Here is a 20,659-nt window from a genome sequence, read left to right on the forward strand (position 1 = left end):
CTTGAATATGTTTCCTAAAAGCCGGCTTGCTTGAGCGCCGGATAAAGCTTGTGCCAGCGCTCGTAGCCTTCGGCATATCTTTGTGTGAGGGCCGGCACCGGATCGATGCTGGCCTTGAGGGCCGGCTTGGTGAAAATGCCCTCGGTGCTACCGAGCGCGGCGGCCTGACCGAGCCTTGCCGCGCCAAGCGAGCCGCCGAAGTCGCCATCCACCGGAACGTCGACCGGAACATTGAGCAGGCTGGCGATGATCTCCAGCCAGACTGTGGAGCGAGACCCGCCGCCGACCGCCAGAACGCGTTCGATCCCGGTGCCGGCAACACTGAGCGCTTCCAGGCAGTCCTTGAGCGCAAAGGCGACACCATCCAGCACGGCGTGGCAGAGTTCGGCGTCGTCGGTTCCGTGGGAAATGCCGAAGAAGCCGGCGCGGATGTCGACGTCGTTGTGCGGCGTCCGTTCGCCGCCGAGATAAGGCATGAAGGAAACGGGCGAAGGCCCTTCCACATTGCCGACCAGACCGGTGAGTTCACCCGGATTCCGCTTCAGTACCTTCGCCAGCCAGTTGAGGCTGTCGGTTGCTGAAAGGATCACCCCCATCTGGTGCCAGGTGTCCGGCACGGCATGGCAGAACGCATGAACCGCGCTGTCGACGTTGGGCGAGAAGCGGTCGTTGGTCACGAACAGCACGCCGGAGGTCCCGAGCGAGACAAAGGCCGAGCCCGGATCGACCGCGCCGACACCGCAGGCAGATGCGGCATTGTCGCCGCCGCCGCCGGCCACCACCGGAGCTGCGTCGAAACCCCAGCGGCCACAAAGATCCGCCTTGAGTGTGCCCGAGCTTTCGGAGCCTTCGACAAGGCGCGGCATGTTCTCACGAGTGAGGCCCGTGGCGGCCAGAAGCGCGTCGCTCCAGTCGCGTCTGGCGACATCCAGCCAGAGCGTTCCGGCGGCATCCGACATTTCGCCGACGTACTCGTCCGTCAGCTTGAAGCGGACATAGTCCTTGGGCAGCAGAACCATGGTGGTTCTGGCGAAGATTTCCGGCTCGTTCTCGCGCACCCACTGCAGCTTCGGCGCGGTGAAGCCCGGCATCACCCGGTTGCCGCCGAGCGTCAGGAATTTCGGCTCGGCCGCTTCCAGGTCCGAGCATTGCTTGCCCGACCTGCCGTCGTTCCACAGGATGCAGGGGCGCAGCGGCTTACCGGAGGCATCCAGAAGCGTGGCACCGTGCATATGGCCGGACAAGCCGATGCCACGCACTGCAGCCATGGCCTTCGGCGCTTCCGCCTTGAGCGCGTCCAGAACGGTTTCGCAAGCGCGCCACCAGCTGTCCGGGTCCTGTTCCGACCAGCCCGGATGGGGACGCTGGACGGTCAACTCCGCGGTTGCCGATGCGATCAGAGACTGGTCTTCACCAAGAAGAATGGCTTTGACCGAACTGGTACCGATATCGAGGCCGATATACATGAGGTGCGTTCCTCAAAAACAATCAAAAAGAATGCCGATGGCCCGTGACCGGGTGTCGGCATGAGTGTCCACACCGTCCGAACAGGGCCAGGCCATCTGTTCAAACCATGAGGAAGCCCCGCGGGCAAGAGCCCGCGGGTCCCGTCGGTTTATCCGACCACTGTATCGTCCACAAGGGCACCTGGACCCGGGATCGCCCCTTCCGGGCATTTACCCAGGATGATCATGCCAAGCACGTCGTCATCAGTGACGTCGGTCGTGCGGGCGGTGCCGACAAGCTGACCGTTTTTCATGACCGCGATACGGTCGCAAAGCTGGAAAACGTCGTGGATGTCGTGGCTGATCAGGAAGATGCCGAGACCCTGTTTCTTCAGTTCCTGGATGAGTTCAGCCACCATCTGCGTTTCATGCACGCCAAGCGCGGCGGTCGGCTCGTCCATGATCAGGATCTTGGCATTGAAGTAGACCGCGCGGGCAATGGCCACCGACTGGCGCTGACCGCCCGACAGGGCTTTCACCGGCGCATGGAACTTTTTGAAGTTCGGGTTGAGCCGGCCCATGATCTTGCGGGTTTCCGCTTCCATGGCATCATCGTCGACAAAGCCGAGCGGCGAGGTCAGTTCACGGCCGAGGAACAGGTTGGACGCGGCGTCGAGATTGTCCGCCAGAGCAAGCGTCTGGTAGATGGTCTCGATGTTCTGCGCCCGCGCGTCGCGCGGCGAGTGAATGTGCACTTCCTTGCCGTTGATGCGGATTTCGCCGCTGTCGGCCTTGTAGGCACCGGAAAGGATCTTGATCAGGGTCGACTTGCCGGCACCGTTGTGGCCAAGCAGACCCACGACTTCACCCGGATAAAGATCGACAGAGACATGATCCACGGCCTGCACCCCGCCGAAGGAGATGCACATGTCTTTCATTTCTACGAGAGGCGCGTCCATGTCTCAGTCTCCCGTGCGCTTGCGATAGATGATGTCGACGAGGACGGCGATGACGAGCACCGTGCCCACGACAATGTTCTGCAGCGGGGCGTCGACGCCGACCATGGCCATGCCCGACTGCAATGACTGCATGATCAGCGCGCCCAGGATGGCGCCGTAGATCGTGCCGACGCCGCCGGCAAGCGCGGTGCCGCCGATCACTGCCGCGGCAATGACCCGGAGTTCGTCCAGCGTGCCGATGTCGTTGGTCGAAAAACCGAGGCGTGCGGCCGCGACAGCGGCTGCGAGCGCGCTGAGGCCGCCCATGATGGCAAATACCTTGACGGTCAGGAACCTGGTGTTGATGCCGGAGAGCTCCGCGGCATCCGGGTTGCCGCCGGTTGCGAAGATGTAGCGTCCGAGACGGGTGCGGCGTGCGACGATGGTCATGACGACGGCAACCACGATCAGGAGCAGCACCGAGTAGGGAATGCCGTAGCCCATGACCAGGCCTTCCGGCATGGTTTCGCCCCGGGCCTCGAAGATCCGCTCAAGACGGGCCGTGGGAATGTCATAGGCATTCAGCACCCAGACGAACCCGAGAATTGCCCCGGTCGTGATGACACCCATGGTGACTTCCGCCCAGCCGGGTTTGACCGGGAACCCATGCGCAGCCTTGCGGCGGCGCGAGGAGACCTGCATCCACAGCGCAACGGCGACGGCCAGAACGCCAAAGATCCACGACCCCGTTTCGCCCATGGTGCCGCCGATACCGCCGATCATGGTGAAGGTTTCATCGAGCGGGCCGATCGTCTGACCGGAGGTGATGAACCAGGCAACGTTGCGCCAGACCAGGAGGCCGCCGAGCGTCACGATGAAGGCCGGAATGCCGAGATAACCGACCATCCAGCCCTGGAAGGCACCGATCAGCACACCAACAACCACACCGGCCAGAATGGCCAGGATCCAGATAGCCGGATTGCCGAGACCGAGCAGCGGCGGCAGGACATCGGTCTGGACAACCGCCATGACCGCCGCGACCGTCGCCAGAACGGAGCCGACAGACAGATCGATGTGGCGGGTGACGATAACAAACACCATGCCGGTGGCCATGATGGCAACGGACACGGTCTGGATCGTCAGGTTGAAGATGTTGCGCGGCGTCAGGAACCGGCCATCCGTAATCACATTGAACACCAGGCACAGGACGATGAACGCCCCGATCATGCCGAGAAGCCGTGTGTCCAGCTGCAATGCGGCAAACAAGTTTCGTGCTGTCGGGCTTTTGGGCCCTGACAGTGCGGTGTCAGACATAGAGGTTACTCCTGCTTGGAGACCATTACGCTTACGCATCGGGTGGCCCATCCCGGGGAGCGGCTTTCGCAGCAGCTGTCCCTGTTATTACGGCCCCGGTTAACAGTAACCGGGGCCGTACATTAAGCGTAGTGTTATTAGTTACAGGGAGCCGGGCCGTTCTCGACGCCCTGGCACAGATCATCCTTGGAGATCCAGCCTGCATCGACGACCGCGGTCAGGTTGTCCTTGGTGACCGGGAGCGGTGCCAGGAACTTGGCGGTCAGCTCGGTGCCGGACGGAGACGTCCAGGCAGCTGCGCCATCGACGCCGGACATGTCGGTGCCACTGGCCAGGCTGACGGCAATTTCACCGGCGGCCTTGCCGAGTTCGCGAGCGTCCTTCCAGACGGAAACCGTCTGCGTGCCCTTTGCAACGCGGTTCAGAGCGGCATGGTCGCCGTCCTGACCGGACACCGGAATGCCGTCCATGCCCTGTGCGGTCAGAGCGGCCACGACACCGCCGGCCGTACCGTCGTTGGAGGCAACAACCGCGTCGACCTTGTTGTCGTTGGCGGTCAGGATCTGTTCCATGTTGCGCTGTGCGTTCGCCGGCAGCCAGCCGTCGGTGTAGGCTTCGCCAACGATCGTGATGTCACCCGCATCGATTGCGGACTGCAGGACTTCCTGCTGACCACCGCGGAGGAAGTCCGCGTTCGGGTCGGTCGGGGAGCCCTTGATCATGACGTAGTTGCCCTTCGGCGCGGCAGCCAGAACGGCGCGAGCCTGCATGCGGCCAACTTCAACGTTGTCGAAGGTCAGGTAGAAGGCGCGCGGATCATCGATCAGGCGGTCGTAGCCGACAACCGGGATGCCTTCGTCGGCAGCGGCCTGCACGGCCGGGCCGATTGCCTGGGAATCCTGCGCCAGGATGATGAGGGCGGTCGCGCCTTGTGCGATCAGCGCCTCAACGTCGGAAAGCTGTTTTGCGGACGAGCTCTGCGCGTCGGCGGAAATGTAAGTCGCGCCGGCTGCCTCAAGGGCGCCCTTGATGGCGGCTTCGTCAGTCTTCCAGCGTTCTTCCTGGAAGTTGGACCAGCTCACGCCGACAATGACGTCTTCTGCGTGGGCCAGGTTCAGTGCGGTCGCGGACAGCAGGGCGCCCGCCAGCAAAGTGGTGATTTTACGCATTGCGATGTTTCCTCCAGTTGGCGCATCCCACGTCGGACGGATGTGCCTGAAATGCGTCAGTGTCGAAGCGCCTTTTCGAGGCGCCTTCAGAAAGGACAGCCTTATTGTTATTTTTTTTGGTGCCCGAAAAAAAGTTGCAGGAAAGCGCTGCTCCTGTCAACATGGTTTTGCAAAACACTGTTCCGCGGGGTTTGACACGCCCGGTGAGAAGCAGGAAAACCGGGAGAAACCCGGGACAGAGGAAACACCTTGGGAAGAGCTGAGCGAGCATGACACGCAAGGCGGACCGGGATCAGATCCGGCGGCAAAACAGAAGTATTGTTCTACAGGCCCTGCGCCGGAACGGCCCCATGGCGCGGATAGATCTCGGCCAGATGACACGGCTGAGTCCCGCGACGGTGACGGCCATCACCTCCGATCTTCTGGACCAGGGATTGATCCTGAGCCTGGAGAGCGAGGAGCCCAAAACACCCCAGGCGCGTGGACGGCCACGCACCCTTTTGAAGCTCAAGCCGGACGCGGTCTATACGGTTGGCGTCCGTCTGTCGGTCAACAACATCGACCTGTCGCTGGTGAATTTCGCCGGCGAGGTGGTGTGCGACAGGCGCAGCCATTTTGACAGCGCCACAGAAGATGCCGACAGCTTTCCCGAAACCCTGATCAAGGCGATCAGACAGTTCCTTGATGAGGCTGAAATCGGCCCGTCACGGGTTCGGGAAATCGGCGTTGCCGCACAGGGTGTCGTTGAAACGGAAACCGGCGTCGTTGCCTGGAGCCCCGCCTTTGCCGGGCGCAAGATCCCTGTCGTCGGTCCATTGCACGAAGCCTTCGGGGCGGATTGCTACATTTCCAACGACACCAACATGATCACCGAAGCGCTGCACTGGTCGGACCCGAACAAGTACAGCGGGACATTCGCGGTGATCATGCTCGATTACGGTGTCGGCATGGGGCTTTACCTCGACAACCGGCTGTTTTCGGGGGCAAGCGGCACGGCGGCCGAGTTCGGCCATGCCAACCATCTGCCCGGCGGGGCGCTCTGCCGATGCGGCAAGAAAGGCTGCCTTGAGGCGTATCTTTCCGATTACGCGCTGGTGCGGGCTGCCTCGCATCTGCCGGAAAACACCGATCCGGGCACCATCAAGGCGGGCGTCAGCGGCCTTGCCCGGCTGATCGAACTGGCCGGCTCCGGAGACAAGGACGCCTGCAACGCGTTTCACGAGGCCGGCCGGGTTCTGGGCTATGGTCTTGCCCGGGTGATTGCGATGATCGACCCCAAGCGCGTGGTGCTGACCGGCGCTGCCATGCGCGCCTTCTCCTTCATGGAAAAAGGCATGTGGGAAGGGCTGGAAGAGGCTCTCGTTTCCGATCTCAGGAACAATTTCTCCCTGGACGTGATGCCGTGGAATGAGGACTTCATTCGCAGCGGCCTGATCGCCCAGTCGATGGAACGTCTCGACAAGGATTTTCTCGGCAACGCAACTCCGCCCTCTGGCCGCATAGCGCGGGTCGACCGCAAGGAGGCGACAGCATGACAGGCAAATCCCGGTTCGCGGTCTCTGCTCTCGTCCTCGGCATCACCCTGCCTGCATCGGCGCTTGCCGATCCCGCACCCTGGAGCGAACGGGCCATCAAGGAAGACGTCGATATCGACGCCCTGGCGCAATCGGGCGAAGATGCCATCACCGTGCTGCAGCCGCTTGGAGAAGAGCTGTTCAAGGCCAAGTTCACCACGCTGGATGGCGCAGGCCGGCCGGACGCGACGCGGGCTATCGTGCCGACAAAAGTGCGCCGCAAGGCACCGCAGGCCTTCCAGCGTCTTGCAGGAATGGACGCCAATTCCTGTTCTTCCTGCCACAACGAGCCTGTGATCGGCGGTTCCGGTGCGTTCACAGCAAACGTGTTCGTGTCCGAAGGCTTCGAAAGCGCCGACTTCGACACAACGGATCCCCAGTTTTCCAACGAGCGCAATACGGTCGCGCTTCAGGGAGCCGGGCTGATCGAATTGCTTGCCCGGGAAATGACCACGGACCTGCGCAGCCAGCGGACGGATCTGCTGGCCCGGGTGCGGAAAAGCGGTCAGGAAGAAACCGTCAGTCTGGAAACAAAGGGCGTCTCCTTCGGCAAGTTGACCGCCTTTCCCGATGGGACACTGGACGTTTCCCGTCTCGAGGGTATCGACGACGATCTGACCTTGCGGCCTTTCAGCCAGAAGGGTGTCTTTGCCTCGCTTCGTCAGTTCAGCGTGAACGCCACCAACGATCATCATGGCATACAGGCGGTCGAGCGGTTCGGCGCCGAGTGGACAGGATCGGACGACTTCGACGGTGACGGCCATACAGGCGAAATTTCGCCGGGTCAGATCTCGGCGCTGGTCGCTTTCCAGGCAACCCTTCCCGCACCCACCCGAAAACAGGATCTGCCGGATGTCTGGCAGCAAGCGGCGGCAAAGGGAGAAGCGCTTTTCGGCACCATCGGCTGCAGCTCATGCCATATTCCCGAATTGCCGCTCGAAAGCCTCATCTTTCAGGATCCCGGCCCGTTCGACACCGCCGGCACCCTGCGCCAGAGCGACGTGAAGGCGCCGCTCGAACTTGACCTCGGCACGCTGGACTGGGTGAAGGCCCTGCCGCGCGATGACCAGGGCCGGGTGCTGGTTCCCCTTTACGGCGACCTGAAGCGCCACACGATTGCCGATGCGGCCAACGACACCTTCGGCAATGAACTGCTGGCCCAACGCTTTGTTGCGCGCGACGTTTTCATCACGTCCGAGCTATGGGGCATCGGCAGCACGGCGCCCTATGGGCACCGGGGCGATATCACGACGCTGGAAGAGGCGATTCTAGCCCATGGCGGCGCTGCTTCCGACAGCCGCAAGGCCTATGCGGGTCTGGCGGAAACCGAGCAGCAGACGATCATCGCCTTCCTGCGCAGCCTGGAGATCGCGGAATGAAGCCTTTCAGCCTTTCCGTGTCCGGTGCGCTGTTGAGCGTAATCCTTGCGGCCCCGGCCCTGGCAGACGACACCCGTCAGGCTTCCGTTGCGCCCGTCCCCTCGTTTGTGGAAGAGGCTTCGGCTGCGGGCATCGAACATTCCTATGACGGTGCATGGGAATTCTTCGTTGGTGGCGGCACCGCGATCTTCGATTGCGATGGCGACCGCAAGCCGGATCTGTTCTTTGCCGGCGGCAAGAACCCAGCGCAACTTTTTCGCAACGAAAGCCGTGTGGCAGGACCGCTGAAATTCACCGCGGTGGAAACCGGCCTCAATGAAAAACAGGCCACCGGCGTGCTCGGCGCCTATCCACTCGACATCAACAACGACGACATCCTGGATCTCGTCGTGCTGCGCCTGGGTGAAAACCTGATCCTGGAAGGCAAGGGCGCCTGTACCTTCGAGGTCGCCAACCGGGCCCTTGGCTTCGACGGCGGCCGTGAATGGAGTACCTCCTTTTCCGCCACCTACGAACCAGGGCTCGATTATCCAACGCTTGCATTCGGCAATTATGTCGATCGTTCTGCCCCCGGTTCGCCCTGGGGCACCTGTCACGACAACTTCCTGTTCCGGCCGGAAAAGACGGAGGACGGCAGCCCGCTCTACGCGGAAGCAACGCGCCTGTCGCCGGGATACTGCAGCTTGTCGATGCTGTTCACCGACTGGAACCGCTCCGGCGAACCTGCACTCAGGATCTCGAACGACCGGCAATATTACCGCGGTGGCGAGGAGCAGCTCTGGGCCGTTGCGCCCGGCAGACCGCCTCGCCCCTATCGCAAGTCCGATGGCTGGCAACACTTGAAGATCTGGGGCATGGGCATTGCGTCCATCGACCTGGATGTGGACGGTTTTCCAGAGTATGCGCTCACCAGCATGGGCGACACCAAGCTGCAGAAGCTCGACCCGGAAGCGGACGAGACCGTGCCGGTCTATCAGGACATTGCCTTCGACCTTGGCGTTACCGCGCACCGGCCCTATGCGGGGGAAGACCTGAAACCGTCAACCGGATGGCATTCCGAGTTTCAGGACGTCAACAATGACGGGCTCTGGGATCTCTTCATAGCCAAGGGCAACGTGGAAGCCATGCCCGACTTCGCGGCCTATGACCCGGACAATCTCTTGCTCGGCCAATGGGACGGCCGCTTTGTGGAAACCGGCGATACGGCCGGGATCGCACTGAACCGGCGCGGACGCGGGGCGGGTCTGGCGGATTTCAACGCGGACGGACTGGTGGATCTGGTTGTCGTCAACCGCTCCGGACCGGTGAGCCTGTTCCGGAACGTTGGCCAGGGGACTTCAGAAGAACCGAAACAGCTCGGCAACTGGCTGGCTGTGGACGTGCGCCAGCCGGGCAAACCCAACTCCCGCGCAGTGGGTGCCAAGATCAGCGTGAAGACGGGCAACCGGACCGTGGTGAAGGACATCCAGGTGGGGGCTGGCCATGCCTCCGGCCAGATGGGCTTCGTTCACTTCGGCCTGGGTGTGGCGGAACGTGCCAACGTGCGTATTAAATGGCCGGACGGCGACTGGAGCCACGGCTACCGGGTCTTTGCCAACGGTCACGTGATCATTGAACGGGGTGCGGAAAAGGCAAAGCTCTGGTATCCGGAGTAGCCCCCGGCAAGGTACCTTTCCGGCACTGAATAACTGGTTCGCGAGGCCATCGTAAACTCAGAAAAGCTGCATTTTTTCAATGACTTTCCGGCTCTTTTGCCGGAACATGCAGGACAAGATGCAATTTCTGGAGAACCTGCGCTCATGGCCGGTCCAACCGACAAGAAATCCTTCAATCCTCCTTCCGTTCGAACACCCTTCGGGCAGTATAATCATGGCCTTTACGTGCCGCCCGGCGCCAGCCTGCTGGTGACCTCCGGCCAGCTCGGCATCCGGCCGGACGATACGATTCCGCCGGACGTGACCGGCCAGTCCGAAATCTGTTTCGAGGCCATCGCCGCCATCCTGAAGGAAGCGGAGATGAGCTTTGACGACGTCATCCGCATTTCCGGTTTCGTTACCCGGCGGGAAGATTTCGCGGACTATATGGCCGTTCGCGACCGCTACACCGGAACGCTGAAACCGGTCTCGACCCTTTTGGTGGTTGGTGGCTCACGCGTCCGGAATTTCTGGTGGAAGTGGAAGTGACCGCGGCGAAGGTGTTCTAGCCCAGCCAGCCTGGAGCGGTGTCAGAACCGCTCCATTTCCTTGCCGACCTTCTCCAGAAAGGCACCGGTCGAGGCCGGGGTGCAGTTGTTCATGTCGTAATGGGCGAGATATTTCACCGGTGCGCCAATCTTGATCTGTGCCCGGATGACCCGATTGACCACCTTGCGCGGTGGATCGCCAACCAGAAACGCCCGCCACCGGCTGCCGCCATAGGTCATGACGGCCGCCATCTTGCGGATATGGCGCAAGGTCGGTGTCAAGGTGCCGTCTTCCAGATGAAACGAAACGCCCGGCAGCCAGACACGGTCGAAGTAACCTTTCAGCATCGCGGGAAAACCGAAGTTCCAGACCGGCGTGCAGATGACCAGACCTTCCGCCGCCAGCAAGCGCTCGCAGTAATTGTCGACCAGTTCCCGGTTGTCGGGAACCGTGTGATAGATGTCCCTGTCGCGTGCGGAGAGGACCGGGTCGAACCCTTCCTCATAGAGATTGCAGCCGTCGACCTCATGCCCGGCCTTGGCCAGGCTTTCACAGGTCTTGTGATAGAGCGCCCGGCCGAAACTGTGCTCCTGCGGGTGGGAATGGAGAACCAGTACGCGCATCTGATCAGGCCTCGGCAAAGGCCTGAAGGCCCGGGAAAAGATAGTTCTGGCCGGAATTGAAGTCGAAGTCCGGATTGTCCCAGGCGATCATCTTGCCCGGATTGAGCAATCCCTCCGGGTCTGTCTCCTTCTTGAAGGCGAGCTGGACCTGGTCGGTCTGTTTCATGCCGCCTTCTTCAAGGGTGTAGCGATGCGGGTTGAACACCCGGCAGCCGTTTTCCTCGTGCAGCCGGATGATCTCGTCCAGCCGTTCTTCCGTCGTGTAGCGGATCAGGGGAAGGCCGGAGCATTGGACCTGACCATCGAACCGCAGGAACTCCAGGTGTCCGAAGATCTCGCCCGGGAACATTTCGGTGGTCTTGCGCACAAGCTCCACGTGGTTCGGGCCCGGATATTGCGTCTGCAGATAGGTGAAAGAACTGTCGAATTTCAGCGCCCGCAGCGTCGTGTGGTTCCAGGCAAGTTCATAGACATGCGGAATGCCCTTCATGCTTTCCACTTCGTCCGACCGGAAGCGCACTTTGCCCTTCATCCGTTCCGCAAGCGCAAGCATTGCCGACATGGAGTGCGGCGCCACCATCAACACGGTGACCGCCTCGCCTTCCTTCAGCCAGGGCTTGTGCCGCGTGAAGAAATCGAACGGAATGGGTGCCGCAATCGGGGCGACTTCCTTCAGCAGAATACCGTTGCTGCGCGCCAGCTTGTCGGAAAAGACGACCGCATCCATGAAGGTTTCATGGCCGACGATCACGTCCACCCAGTCATGGGCCGTCGTCAGCGGCATTTCGACTTCGGTGATGATACCGTTGGTGCCATAGGCATGACTGACCTTCTGCAGGTCCCAGGTGGACAGCTCGATCACCCTGGGTTCGGCTTCCATGGTGACGATACGCAGGCGCAGGATGTTGCCGAGGTCGCGCAGGCCGCCCCAATGAACCGAACCGACACCGCCGGAGCCACCGGCGATGAAGCCGCCGATGGTCGCGGTTTGCGCGGTTGAAGGATGGAAGCGCAGTTCCTGGCCCGAATGTTCCTTTGTAATCTTGTCGAGCTTGGCAATGACGATGCCAGGTCCGCAGACGACCCGGCCCGGTGCGATCTCCTTGACCTCGTCCATCTTCGACATATCGAGCACGATGCCGCCGGACAGCGGCATCGCCTGGCCATAGTTGCCCGTGCCCGCACCACGCGGCGTGACCGGCACACCGTGGGCGAATGCCGTTTTCAGAACCTTTATGACTTCGGCTTCATTTTTCGGCGAGACCAGAAGGTCTCCGGTGACGTTGTCGAGCTGGGCCTTGAGGACCGGCGAATACCAGTAGAAGTCACGGCTCTTCGCCTGAACCAGACGCGGATTGTCCTCAACCGCGATGCCATCAAGTTCGGCCTTGATTGTCTCGTAATCGGCCATGGTCAGCCTTTCGTCAGCGGGTCAAGTTCAGAATAATCCGGCAGGCGACGGTCGATGCCCATGCCATTCCGCATCACGATGCGGTCCGCCTGCGGACGGGACAGAAATTCGCTCCAGCTTCGAGCGTTGAAGATGACAAGATCGGCGCCCAGCCCCTCGGCAATCCGCCCGGCTTCGGGAACTTGCAGGATGTCGGCCGGAAGGCTGGTGACCACCTTGGCCGCATCATCGAGCGGGTGGTCCAGATGCGCAATGCGGACGGCCTCGCGGAATACTTCCACCATGTCGAGATCGCCATAGGCGTAGAAAGGATCGCGGGTGTTGTCAGATGAAACGGCCACCGGCACGCCTGCGGCCCGCAGTTCGTGCAGCAGTGTGACGCCACGCGAACGCGGTGTGCGGCCCGGGTGCCGGTCTTGCAGATACATGTTGCACATGGGCAGGGAAACGACGGAGAGGCCTGCCTCCCGCACCTTGTCGATTGTCGCCTTGGCCTTGTCGTCGTCCTGGCGCGCCAGGGAACAGCAATGGCCGACCGTAACGGCGCCTTCGAACCCGTTGCGCAGCTTGGCTTCCGCAATAGCAAGCAGCGTCAGGACGTTGGCATCCTGGGTCTCATCAACATGCAGGTCGATATCGAGGCCGTTGTCCGCAGCCGTGCGAAACAGGATATCCAGCCTGCGGTCGAGATCCGGCAACGGGAACGTCACGCCGCCAAGCAGACCGCCGTTTGCCACGACGACCTCCACCAGGTCGGAAAAATAAGCGTCGTCGTCGATGGCATCGATCGGAAACAGCGCGGCAGCCTGCAGGGCGATCCGGCCTTTCCATCGTTCGCGCATGTCGGCGAACACCTCGAAGGAAATCCGGTGCTGCGGTGCCAGGCTGTCGAGATGGGTGCGCAGGAGGCTGGTCCCGTGCGCATAGGCGCAGCGCAGGGAGAAGTCCATGCGCGTTTCAACGTCCCTGGCCGTCCAGTTTGCCTCCCGGTCGGCCCTGACGGCGGCAAGTGCACCGTCGAAATCGCCGGTCGGGTTGGGTTGCCGGTCCCAGATATGACCCTTGTCGATGTGGGTGTGCATGTCGGCAAAGCAGGGCCAGACCATGCGCCTTTGCAGATCAACGCTTTCGATGTCCGCTGGGGCCGCCCCAGCCGGGAGAATGGCCTCGATCCGACCGTCTGAAATGATCAGATCGGCCAACGACAGGCCCTCGCGCGCAGGGAGCGCCGATCCCGGTGTGACTGCGGCGGGCAGGGTTGCGGTGCGCAGCGCGAACCGGCCGGTTTTGGGAAGGTCGAGTGTCATCAGTTTTCCCGCTTCAGGCTGCTTTCGTGCCAGCGATGCAGTGTCCACCAGGAGATGAAGGACGTCAAAGCGAAGATCAGCACACCCAGGCTGGCAAGCAGGAACAGCGCTGCGAACAGACGTGAAATATTGAGCCGGAACTGGCTCTCCAGAAGGCGGAAGGCAAGTCCCGAGCCTGCACCGGCCGATCCCGCCGCAAATTCGGCAACGACCGCCGCAATCAACGCAAGACCGCCACCGATGCGAAGGCCGGTCATGAAATACGGTAGGGAAGCCGGCAGCTTCAGATAGATCAGCGTCTGCCAGCGCGAGGCACCGTAAAGTTCAAACAGGTTCAGGAGGTTGTGATCCACGCTCTTCAGGCCCTGCACCATGTTGGACAGGATCGGGAAGAAGGCGACGACAAACGCACAGATCAGAAGCGCTGCCTGTGTTGACGGAGCGTAGATCAGGATCAGCGGCGCGATCGCGATGATCGGCGTGACCTGCAGGATAACGGTGATCGGATAGAGCGCCGTCTCGATCCAGCGGGACTGCACAAGCAGGATCGCCATGCCGCCACCGCCGATCAACGCCAGAGCAAGGGAGGCAAGCGTGATCTTGGTCGTCACCCAAAGAGCGGGCAGCAGGATGTGCCAGTCGGACATCAGCGAATTCACCACCAGTCCCGGGCCGGGAAGAATGTAATGGGGAATGTCATTCACGGTGACCATGACCTGCCACAGCGCGATCAAGCCTGCGATGACGAAGATCGGCACCAGAACCGTCAGGATGCGCTCCCGCCGCTTGGCAGCGGCAGCGCTTTCCTTTGTCGGCAGCTTGGCTGCTGATGCCGGCCTTTTGCGCGCAACTTGCGCTTCGCTGTCTGTTTCTTGCAGAACGTCGGCGGCAGCCAGGGTTTCGTTTGCTGGTGCGGTCATCAGTGCTCCTCGCCTCCCATGGCTTCCGACAGCATGGCGGAGACTTCCGCGCAGGCTTGCCTGTACTCCTCGGAGGTACGGTACTGCGCATCCCGCTCAAGACTGGTGTGCAGGGGAAAATCCGAATGCACGCGGCCCGGCCGGGCTTTCATCACCACGATCCGGTTTGCCAGATAGGCGGATTCATAAACGGAATGGGTCACGAAGATCACCGTGATGCCTGTCGCCTTCCAGAGCGCCAGCACATCGTCATTCAGCTTTTGGCGCGTGATCTCGTCAAGGGCCGCGAAGGGTTCGTCCATCAACAGCAGCTTGGGCTCGGTTACCAGCGCACGCGCGATGGAGACACGCATCTTCATGCCGCCGGAAAGTTCGCGCGGATAGGCATCGGCGAAGTCCTTCAGGCCTACGCTTTCCAGCGCGGTCATGATCCGTTCCGATGCCGCTTTCTTCGAGACACCCTTGAGGCGCAGGGGAAGGTAGACATTGCCGAAGACGGTTTGCCAGGGCATCAGCGTCGGTTCCTGAAACACGAAGCTGATGTCGCCGTCAGGCAACCCTCTGGAGTTGATGCGGAAACTCGGCCAGTCGATTTCGCCTTCCGATACACCACCAAGGCCGGCGATGATCCTGAGTGCGGTCGACTTGCCGCAACCGGACGGCCCCAGCAAACTTATGAACTCTCCCGGCCGAACCGTCATGGACATGCCGGACAGGGCCAGCGTCCCGTTGGAGAATACCTTCGAAACATTATCCATCGCCACCAGCGGGCGGGACGATTTCACACTGCGGGCCGACGGCGTCTTCGTTTCTGCGCTGCCCTGTTCGGCGATGACCATGCTCAACTCTGCATCTGGAGGCGACCGCTTCGCACGCCGTGGTGCGAAGCGGAATGTATTTGCCAAACCGGCCTTACTTCTTCAGGTCGAGGCCGACGCCCTTGCAGACGAAGTCCGTGGTGTAGGACTGCTTGTAGTCAAGAGAGGCATCCACGACGGCGATCGAAGCCAGCGTATCGAAGAACGCCTTGAAATGCTCGTCGGTCATGCAACCGATGCCCTTTTCTTCCGTGTCGCCGGAATCCACGATGCCGTATTCCTTCATCTTCGCAAGGGAATAGGCGAGCTGACCGTCGGTCATTTCCGGGTTGTCTTTCTTGATCAACTCGTTTGCCGCAGCGTTGTCGCCGTAGAGGTAGTTGTACCAGCCCTCGATGGAAGCATCGACGAAACGCTGCACCAGATCCGGGTTTTCCTCGACCAGCGCCTTGGAGGTGGTGATCATGGTCGAGTAGGGCGTCCAGCCTTCATCGGCCAGGAGGAACACTTTCGGCGCCCAGCCTGCCTGGTTTTCGATTTCATACGGCTCGGAGGTCAGGTAGCCCTGCTGCGCGGACTTGGGATCGACGATGAAAGGAGCCGGGTTGAAGGTATAGGGCTTGAACTGGGCGTCGGAGAAGCCTTCGAAGTTCTTCTTCATCCACTCGAAGTAGGTGACGTAGCCGTCCTTGCCCATGTAGATGGTTTCAAGCTTGGCAAGGTCGGTGAACTTGTCGATGCCCTGATCGGGATGCGCCACGAGGATCTGCGGATCCTTCTGGAAGATGCTGGCGACGTTGATCAGCGGAATGCCTTCCTTGACGTAGTCGAAGCCCTTCAGCGTCCCGCCCATGTAAAAATCGATCTTGCCGGAGATCAGCAGCGCATCGTTGGCAGCCTGCGGGCCGCCCGGCGCGATCGTGACCTTCAGGCCGTATTTCTCGTAGGTGCCGTCGGCAACGGCCTGGTAAAACCCGCCGTGTTCCGCCTGCGCGAGCCAGTTGGTGCCGTAGCTCACCTCATCCAGCGCCAATGCCTGGTGAGTGGCGGTTCCGGTGAGAAGAACCGCTGCGAGAAGCGTCTTCGCAGATGGGAAAACTGTCATTTCGTACCCTCCAGTAAAACAAAACTACCGTGAAACCGCACATTTCCGAAAATATTTGATCCCTTGCAGCGCACGTTGAAAAGCATCAAAATTCGCCTGCAGCGATGCCTTATTGTCATCGCTACCTTTTCTGACGATCAATTGTGCCGCATGCACAAAAAGGAGGCACTTCTTGGCTCTGCTCCACTCCCGCAAGCTGCTCTACCTGGATGAGATCGCGCGCTGCGGTTCCATTCGGAAGGCGGCTGATCGGCTGAATGTGTCGTCCTCCGCCATCAACCGGCAAATCCTTGCCCTGGAAGAGGAATTCGGCGTGCCGCTGTTCGAGCGCTTGCCGCGCGGGCTGCGGCTCACCGCGGCTGGAGAGCTGTGCGTTGAACATATCCGGGGCGTTCTGAAAGACTATGCCAGGCTAGAGACCCGGATCCGGGCGCTGAAAATGCCGCAGGCCGGCCAGGTCTCGCTGGTGACGACCGTCGGCCTCGCGTCGGGACCGCTGTCGGAAATCATCGCGAAATTCATCGAGAAGAACCCGCGCGTTCACATCAAGCTGCGCAGTGACGGCGGCACGACGACGATCAATCCGGTCCTGACAGGCGAAGTCGACATCGGCCTCGGCTTCAACATTGCCGCAACGCCGGGCCTGCGGACGCTGGCCACCTTCGACATTCCCATTGGTGCGGTGGTTCCGCCCGGACACAAGCTGGCGCAGGAAACCGGGCCGGTCGATCTCGTGGATGTGGTTCAGGAGCGGCTGGTGCTGGCCCAATCGGGAACCAGCCTGCGGGACGTGATCAATCTGGTGCTGTCGTCCGTGCCGATCCCGGTGGAGCCGATCCTGGAAACGAACTCCTCGGAAACGGTTCGCCAGCTTGTCCGGCGCGGCATCGGCATCAGCCTGCTCAATCCACTGGACGTTCTGGCCGAATGCCGGCGGGGTGAGCTCGTTTTCCGACCTTTGAACGTTGCCCGGACACATCACCAGCCGATGAAGCTGTTCACGCGGGCACGAGCCTCGATGGACGCGGCAACAAGCCTGTTCGTCGAATTCCTGCTGCAGGAACTCGTTGCTCAGGTGGAGGAATTGCAACGGGAAGGCAACCTGCCCGTTTAAGATCCGAAGATCGTTATGGCTTATACAGGTTGGTCAGCGAATAGGCTGTGAAGTCACGCAGCATCTCAATGAAACCGGCGGCCTGATGAGCACTGATCACCGCTCCTTTTTCCGCCGTCCCCCTGGAGGCGTCACCAACGACGCCGGCCGGGTTGAGATCATGGGCGATCCAGGCCAGGGCATGGGGCGGCGTCGGCTGGATGTATCTGGAGTTTTCCAGCATCTCTTCGGCTTTTGAGACGAAGTTCTCTGCCTTGTCCATGCGGACCAGTTCAGGCCGGAAATGCAGCATCAAGGATGTTTCGACCTCGCCGCCGTGAATACCGAATTTGGACTCGTGAGCGGAAATCATGCCGTCCGGATGGCCGAACCGGCCCCAATGCGTCACCAGAACAGCCATTTCGTAACGAACACGAAGTTCGCGCGAGACGATGCTGATGATGTCGGTGTTGCCGCCATGGGAATTGACGATCACCATCTTGCGAATGCCGGCTTCCGACACTTTCTGGCCAATGGCGGTCCAGACGGGGATCAGCAATTCAGCCCCGAGAGACAATGTTCCCGGGCCGTAGACATGTTCGTTCGCCTTGCCGATTTCCTGCACCGGCAACACCAGGATGTCGAGATCTTCCGGCAGCTGTTTGCGCGTTTCGGCAAGCATTCCCTGGGCGATTGCGACATCGGTCGCGATCGGCAGATGCGGGCCATGTTGCTCGGTCGAGGCGGTCGGCAGGATCGCAATGGTCCGCTCGGGATCAAGCGCCGCAAAATCCGAGGCATTCAATTCGTTCCAGAAGAAATGCTTGGCCATCGGCGCTGCCCCAACTCTGTTGCCATGATGCGTTCCTGTTTGGCGTAGGCAAGTCGGCGACACTTGAAAAGCATCATTATGTCTTCAGCCCGCTGCCTTTTTGTGCGCAGTGGGTTTCAAGCCCATTGCCGACCCGGAGCGAAATATGGCGACATCCGCCCGCCTCCTTGTGCTCAATCGAAAAATAAATTCCATTTCTGTCCACAAACATGTCCACAGGCGCGGGGTTCGGAAAACAGGCTGAAACCGGTCATTTTCCCGCTGCTGCAAATCCGGAAACCTTTTGTTAACCATGCAGTTAGCGGGAGTTCCCCAAGGAGACGTGCTGCATTCCGGGCTCACTCGCCCGGCTCGGATGGCGAGCGTTTGGGCGCACCTACACCTACCCAGAAGCGAAACGGCCACATTTACACCAAAGATTTGCCTTGTGATGTCCGAGGTAGGACGCCGCATTGAGGCTCGGGATGCGGCATTGGGTAAAATGTAAGGTGGGTAACCGACATGTATCTCCTGTTCTTCATGGGAGCCGTCCTCTATGGCGCCGTTACGCTGGTGTTTCTGATCCTGTCGTCTGCGGAATTGCTTGATAGCGGACTGAGCACACCAAAGCGGCTGCTGGGAGTTCTGGTCACATCGATCTTGTGGCCTGCGACTCTTGTTGCAGTCAGTCTTGTGCTCGCGTTCCAGAATGTGGGCGGACGGGTTCAAAGCCCCCGTCAGACAGTGCCCCTGCGCCTGTCACACCACTCGCACTAACCGGACACGGTTCCGGAACCAACGCTACCAGTTTGCCTGGCGGCCGCTTTAACTCTGGTGCACACAGGTGCGCCGGAGCGCTTTGGCGTGCGTGCGCGTTGATCTATTCTGTTTTCCCCGTCAAAACGCCGTGACAGGCAGCTATCAGGCCGGATTTTGCGCCATGGCGCAAATTTCATCACAGCACCTTTTTTGCGTTAAGGTGCTGTTTTTCCGGTAATTTTATTGCTGATTTTTTCCCTCATGTTTTTAATCATTCCAAAAAAAATTTGACTAACTGTTCAAATTTTCTTCCAATGCATTCTTGAGCCTCCTCATCAAACGAAGGAAGCCACCTTGAAAACGATCGCCAACCTTCCGGAGATCTCCATGACCCAGACCAAAGCCGGCCCGGACATTGCCGCCGGGCGCTTGCCTGAGGACGCATACGCTGAGAATTTCAGCGACCTGCACCCGCTGCTGGACCAGCACGAAGCGCAGGTCGAAGCCGACCGTTGCTACTTCTGCTACGACGCCCCTTGCATGCAGGCATGCCCGACCAGCATCGACATTCCGCAGTTCATTCGCCAGATCTCGACCGGGAACCCGACCGGGGCCGCGAAGACCATTTTCGCCCAGAACATTCTGGGCGGCATGTGTGCCCGCGTCTGCCCGACCGAGACACTGTGTGAACAGGTCTGCGTGCGCGAAGTTGCCGAAGGCAAGCCGGTGAAGATCGGCGAGTTGCAGCGGTATTCGACTGATCACTTCATGTCGGAGTTCAGCTCGACGCCGTTCACCCGCGCTGCCGCGACCGGCAAGAAGGTTGCCGTCGTCGGCGCCGGACCTGCGGGTCTTTCCTGCGCCCACCGGCTGGCGGTGCACGGTCACGACGTCACCCTGTTCGATGCCCGGGAAAAGGCCGGCGGCCTCAACGAATACGGTATCGCCTCCTACAAGTCGGTCGACGACTTTGCCGCGCGGGAAGTGGATTTCATCCTGTCCATCGGCGGTATCGAGGTCCGGACCGGAATGCGCCTCGGCACCAATCTGGATCTTGCGACCCTGCGTGCCGAATATGATGCCGTGTTCCTCGGCATCGGCCTTGGCGGCGTCAATGCGCTTGGGCTTGAAGGCGAAGACAAGAGCGGCTCGATCGATGCCGTCGACTACATTGCCGACCTGCGTCAGTCGAAGGATCTTTCCGAGCTTCCGGTTGGCCGGCGCATCGTGGTGATCGGCGGCGGCATGACTGCGGTCGACATTGCGGTCCAGACCAAACTGCTGGGCGCCGAAGACGTCACGATCGCCTATCGCCGCGGTCAGGACCGGATGAACGCCTCCGAATACGAACAGCAGCTGGCCCAGACCAGCGGCGTCCGGATCATGACCTGGGCCCAGCCGAAGGGCCTTGTCGGTGAAAACGGTGCGATTACCGCAATTGAACTGGAGCGGACCCAGGAGCAGAATGGTTCCCTGACCGGTACCGGCGAAGTCATCACCCTGCCTGCGGACATGGTGTTCAAGGCCGTAGGCCAGACCCTGGTGCAAGCGGATCTCGGCGATGCGCTGTCCCTTGAAAAGGGTCGCATCGTGGTTGATGCGGACCGCAAGACCAGCCTTGCCGATGTATGGGCGGGCGGCGATTGCGTGCTGGGAGGTGAAGACCTCACGGTTGCCGCTGTCGAGGATGGCAAGATTGCCGCCGAGAGCATTAACGCTGCCCTGACCGCCTGAGACTTGCGCGCCTGAAACCTGAGCGACTGGGACCTGAGCGTCCGACAGCAGCTGACGCGCTCGGCGCCACCGATTT

General features: G+C 60.9%; 17 protein-coding genes and 1 pseudogene. 7 read left to right on the forward strand and 11 right to left on the reverse strand.

Annotation, left to right across the window (positions count from 1 at the left end):
• Nucleotides 1-14: 14 nt before the first annotated feature.
• The 4 genes from xylB to xylF form a co-directional block, all read right to left on the reverse strand.
• Nucleotides 15-1,466 (reverse strand): xylulokinase, encoded by a 1,452-nt coding sequence (gene xylB / locus FIV05_RS04750; protein ID WP_152508841.1) that lies wholly within the window; start codon nucleotides 1,464-1,466, stop codon nucleotides 15-17.
• Between the two features lie 149 nt (nucleotides 1,467-1,615).
• Nucleotides 1,616-2,383: an ATP-binding cassette domain-containing protein gene (locus FIV05_RS04755; protein WP_006939086.1), complete on the reverse strand. Its 768-nt coding sequence runs from the start codon at nucleotides 2,381-2,383 to the stop codon at nucleotides 1,616-1,618.
• Nucleotides 2,384-2,407: 24 nt separating this feature from the next.
• The gene (locus FIV05_RS04760; protein WP_152508842.1) at nucleotides 2,408-3,697 is read right to left on the reverse strand and encodes a sugar ABC transporter permease; all 1,290 of its coding nucleotides are present in this window, start codon (nucleotides 3,695-3,697) and stop codon (nucleotides 2,408-2,410) included.
• Nucleotides 3,698-3,834: 137 nt separating this feature from the next.
• Entirely contained in the window at nucleotides 3,835-4,866 is a 1,032-nt protein-coding gene (gene xylF / locus FIV05_RS04765; protein WP_173013774.1) for a D-xylose ABC transporter substrate-binding protein, read from the reverse strand.
• Between the two features lie 350 nt (nucleotides 4,867-5,216).
• Between xylF and FIV05_RS04770 the strand changes: the two genes are divergently transcribed.
• From FIV05_RS04770 to FIV05_RS04785, 4 genes and pseudogenes are all read left to right on the forward strand, one after another.
• Entirely contained in the window at nucleotides 5,217-6,401 is a 1,185-nt protein-coding gene (locus FIV05_RS04770) for an ROK family protein (RefSeq protein ID WP_209009855.1), read from the forward strand.
• A complete protein-coding gene (locus tag FIV05_RS04775) occupies nucleotides 6,398-7,819 on the forward strand; it encodes a di-heme oxidoredictase family protein (RefSeq protein ID WP_152508844.1) in 1,422 nt (473 codons plus the stop codon). Before FIV05_RS04770 ends, FIV05_RS04775 begins: the two co-directional genes overlap by 4 nt.
• Nucleotides 7,816-9,474, forward strand: coding sequence for a CRTAC1 family protein (locus tag FIV05_RS04780; protein ID WP_152508845.1), 1,659 nt, complete (start codon nucleotides 7,816-7,818; stop codon nucleotides 9,472-9,474). The genes FIV05_RS04775 and FIV05_RS04780 overlap by 4 nt, the downstream gene beginning before the upstream one ends.
• A 144-nt stretch (nucleotides 9,475-9,618) precedes the next feature.
• Nucleotides 9,619-10,022 (forward strand): annotated as a pseudogene (locus tag FIV05_RS04785) (RidA family protein).
• A 21-nt stretch (nucleotides 10,023-10,043) separates the two neighbouring features.
• Here the strand turns inward: FIV05_RS04785 and FIV05_RS04790 are convergent.
• The 6 genes from FIV05_RS04790 to FIV05_RS04815 form a co-directional block, all read right to left on the reverse strand.
• A complete protein-coding gene (locus FIV05_RS04790) occupies nucleotides 10,044-10,625 on the reverse strand; it encodes an NAD(P)H-dependent oxidoreductase (protein WP_022999255.1) in 582 nt (193 codons plus the stop codon).
• A gap of 4 nt (nucleotides 10,626-10,629) precedes the next feature.
• On the reverse strand, nucleotides 10,630-12,036 hold the full coding sequence (locus FIV05_RS04795; protein WP_152508846.1) for an FAD-binding oxidoreductase: 1,407 nt from the start codon (nucleotides 12,034-12,036) through the stop codon (nucleotides 10,630-10,632).
• A 2-nt stretch (nucleotides 12,037-12,038) separates the two neighbouring features.
• Nucleotides 12,039-13,343, reverse strand: coding sequence for a cytosine deaminase (locus FIV05_RS04800; RefSeq protein WP_152508847.1), 1,305 nt, complete (start codon nucleotides 13,341-13,343; stop codon nucleotides 12,039-12,041).
• Entirely contained in the window at nucleotides 13,343-14,263 is a 921-nt protein-coding gene (locus FIV05_RS04805) for an ABC transporter permease (RefSeq protein WP_209009856.1), read from the reverse strand. Before FIV05_RS04805 ends, FIV05_RS04800 begins: the two co-directional genes overlap by 1 nt.
• Entirely contained in the window at nucleotides 14,263-15,021 is a 759-nt protein-coding gene (locus FIV05_RS04810; RefSeq protein WP_208984499.1) for an ABC transporter ATP-binding protein, read from the reverse strand. Before FIV05_RS04810 ends, FIV05_RS04805 begins: the two co-directional genes overlap by 1 nt.
• Nucleotides 15,022-15,175: 154 nt before the next feature.
• Complete coding sequence (locus FIV05_RS04815; RefSeq protein WP_022999260.1) at nucleotides 15,176-16,186, reverse strand: ABC transporter substrate-binding protein; 1,011 nt, start codon at nucleotides 16,184-16,186, stop codon at nucleotides 15,176-15,178.
• A gap of 178 nt (nucleotides 16,187-16,364) precedes the next feature.
• On the opposite strand from FIV05_RS04815, the gene FIV05_RS04820 reads away from it, so the two are divergent.
• Complete coding sequence (locus FIV05_RS04820; protein WP_031268748.1) at nucleotides 16,365-17,300, forward strand: LysR family transcriptional regulator; 936 nt, start codon at nucleotides 16,365-16,367, stop codon at nucleotides 17,298-17,300.
• A gap of 13 nt (nucleotides 17,301-17,313) precedes the next feature.
• Here FIV05_RS04820 and FIV05_RS04825 read toward each other — a convergent pair whose 3' ends face one another.
• A complete protein-coding gene (locus tag FIV05_RS04825; RefSeq protein WP_152508848.1) occupies nucleotides 17,314-18,111 on the reverse strand; it encodes a creatininase family protein in 798 nt (265 codons plus the stop codon).
• Between the two features lie 501 nt (nucleotides 18,112-18,612).
• Here FIV05_RS04825 and FIV05_RS04830 point away from each other — a divergent pair.
• Nucleotides 18,613-18,867: a hypothetical protein gene (locus FIV05_RS04830; RefSeq protein ID WP_152508849.1), complete on the forward strand. Its 255-nt coding sequence runs from the start codon at nucleotides 18,613-18,615 to the stop codon at nucleotides 18,865-18,867.
• Nucleotides 18,868-19,236: 369 nt separating this feature from the next.
• Nucleotides 19,237-20,583 (forward strand): NAD(P)-dependent oxidoreductase, encoded by a 1,347-nt coding sequence (locus FIV05_RS04835; protein ID WP_055659228.1) that lies wholly within the window; start codon nucleotides 19,237-19,239, stop codon nucleotides 20,581-20,583.
• Nucleotides 20,584-20,659: the final 76 nt, after the last annotated feature.

The sequence above is a fragment of the Labrenzia sp. THAF191a genome (assembly GCF_009363335.1).
GTDB classification, from domain to species: Bacteria; Pseudomonadota; Alphaproteobacteria; order Rhizobiales; family Stappiaceae; genus Roseibium; species Roseibium algicola.

Coding starts and splice junctions, on each gene's coding strand:
- FIV05_RS04830 (WP_152508849.1), top strand. CDS start 18,613: ATGTATCTCCTGTTCTTCATGGGAGCCGTCCTCTATGGCGCCGTTACG.
- FIV05_RS04770 (WP_209009855.1), top strand. CDS start 5,217: ATGGCGCGGATAGATCTCGGCCAGATGACACGGCTGAGTCCCGCGACG.
- FIV05_RS04775 (WP_152508844.1), top strand. CDS start 6,398: ATGACAGGCAAATCCCGGTTCGCGGTCTCTGCTCTCGTCCTCGGCATC.
- FIV05_RS04760 (WP_152508842.1), bottom strand. CDS start 3,697: ATGTCTGACACCGCACTGTCAGGGCCCAAAAGCCCGACAGCACGAAAC.
- xylB (WP_152508841.1), bottom strand. CDS start 1,466: ATGTATATCGGCCTCGATATCGGTACCAGTTCGGTCAAAGCCATTCTT.
- FIV05_RS04790 (WP_022999255.1), bottom strand. CDS start 10,625: ATGCGCGTACTGGTTCTCCATTCCCACCCGCAGGAGCACAGTTTCGGC.
- FIV05_RS04780 (WP_152508845.1), top strand. CDS start 7,816: ATGAAGCCTTTCAGCCTTTCCGTGTCCGGTGCGCTGTTGAGCGTAATC.
- FIV05_RS04815 (WP_022999260.1), bottom strand. CDS start 16,186: ATGACAGTTTTCCCATCTGCGAAGACGCTTCTCGCAGCGGTTCTTCTC.
- FIV05_RS04810 (WP_208984499.1), bottom strand. CDS start 15,021: ATGGATAATGTTTCGAAGGTATTCTCCAACGGGACGCTGGCCCTGTCC.
- FIV05_RS04825 (WP_152508848.1), bottom strand. CDS start 18,111: ATGGCCAAGCATTTCTTCTGGAACGAATTGAATGCCTCGGATTTTGCG.
- FIV05_RS04800 (WP_152508847.1), bottom strand. CDS start 13,343: ATGACACTCGACCTTCCCAAAACCGGCCGGTTCGCGCTGCGCACCGCA.
- xylF (WP_173013774.1), bottom strand. CDS start 4,866: ATGCGTAAAATCACCACTTTGCTGGCGGGCGCCCTGCTGTCCGCGACC.
- FIV05_RS04835 (WP_055659228.1), top strand. CDS start 19,237: ATGACCCAGACCAAAGCCGGCCCGGACATTGCCGCCGGGCGCTTGCCT.
- FIV05_RS04795 (WP_152508846.1), bottom strand. CDS start 12,036: ATGGCCGATTACGAGACAATCAAGGCCGAACTTGATGGCATCGCGGTT.
- FIV05_RS04805 (WP_209009856.1), bottom strand. CDS start 14,263: ATGACCGCACCAGCAAACGAAACCCTGGCTGCCGCCGACGTTCTGCAA.
- FIV05_RS04755 (WP_006939086.1), bottom strand. CDS start 2,383: ATGAAAGACATGTGCATCTCCTTCGGCGGGGTGCAGGCCGTGGATCAT.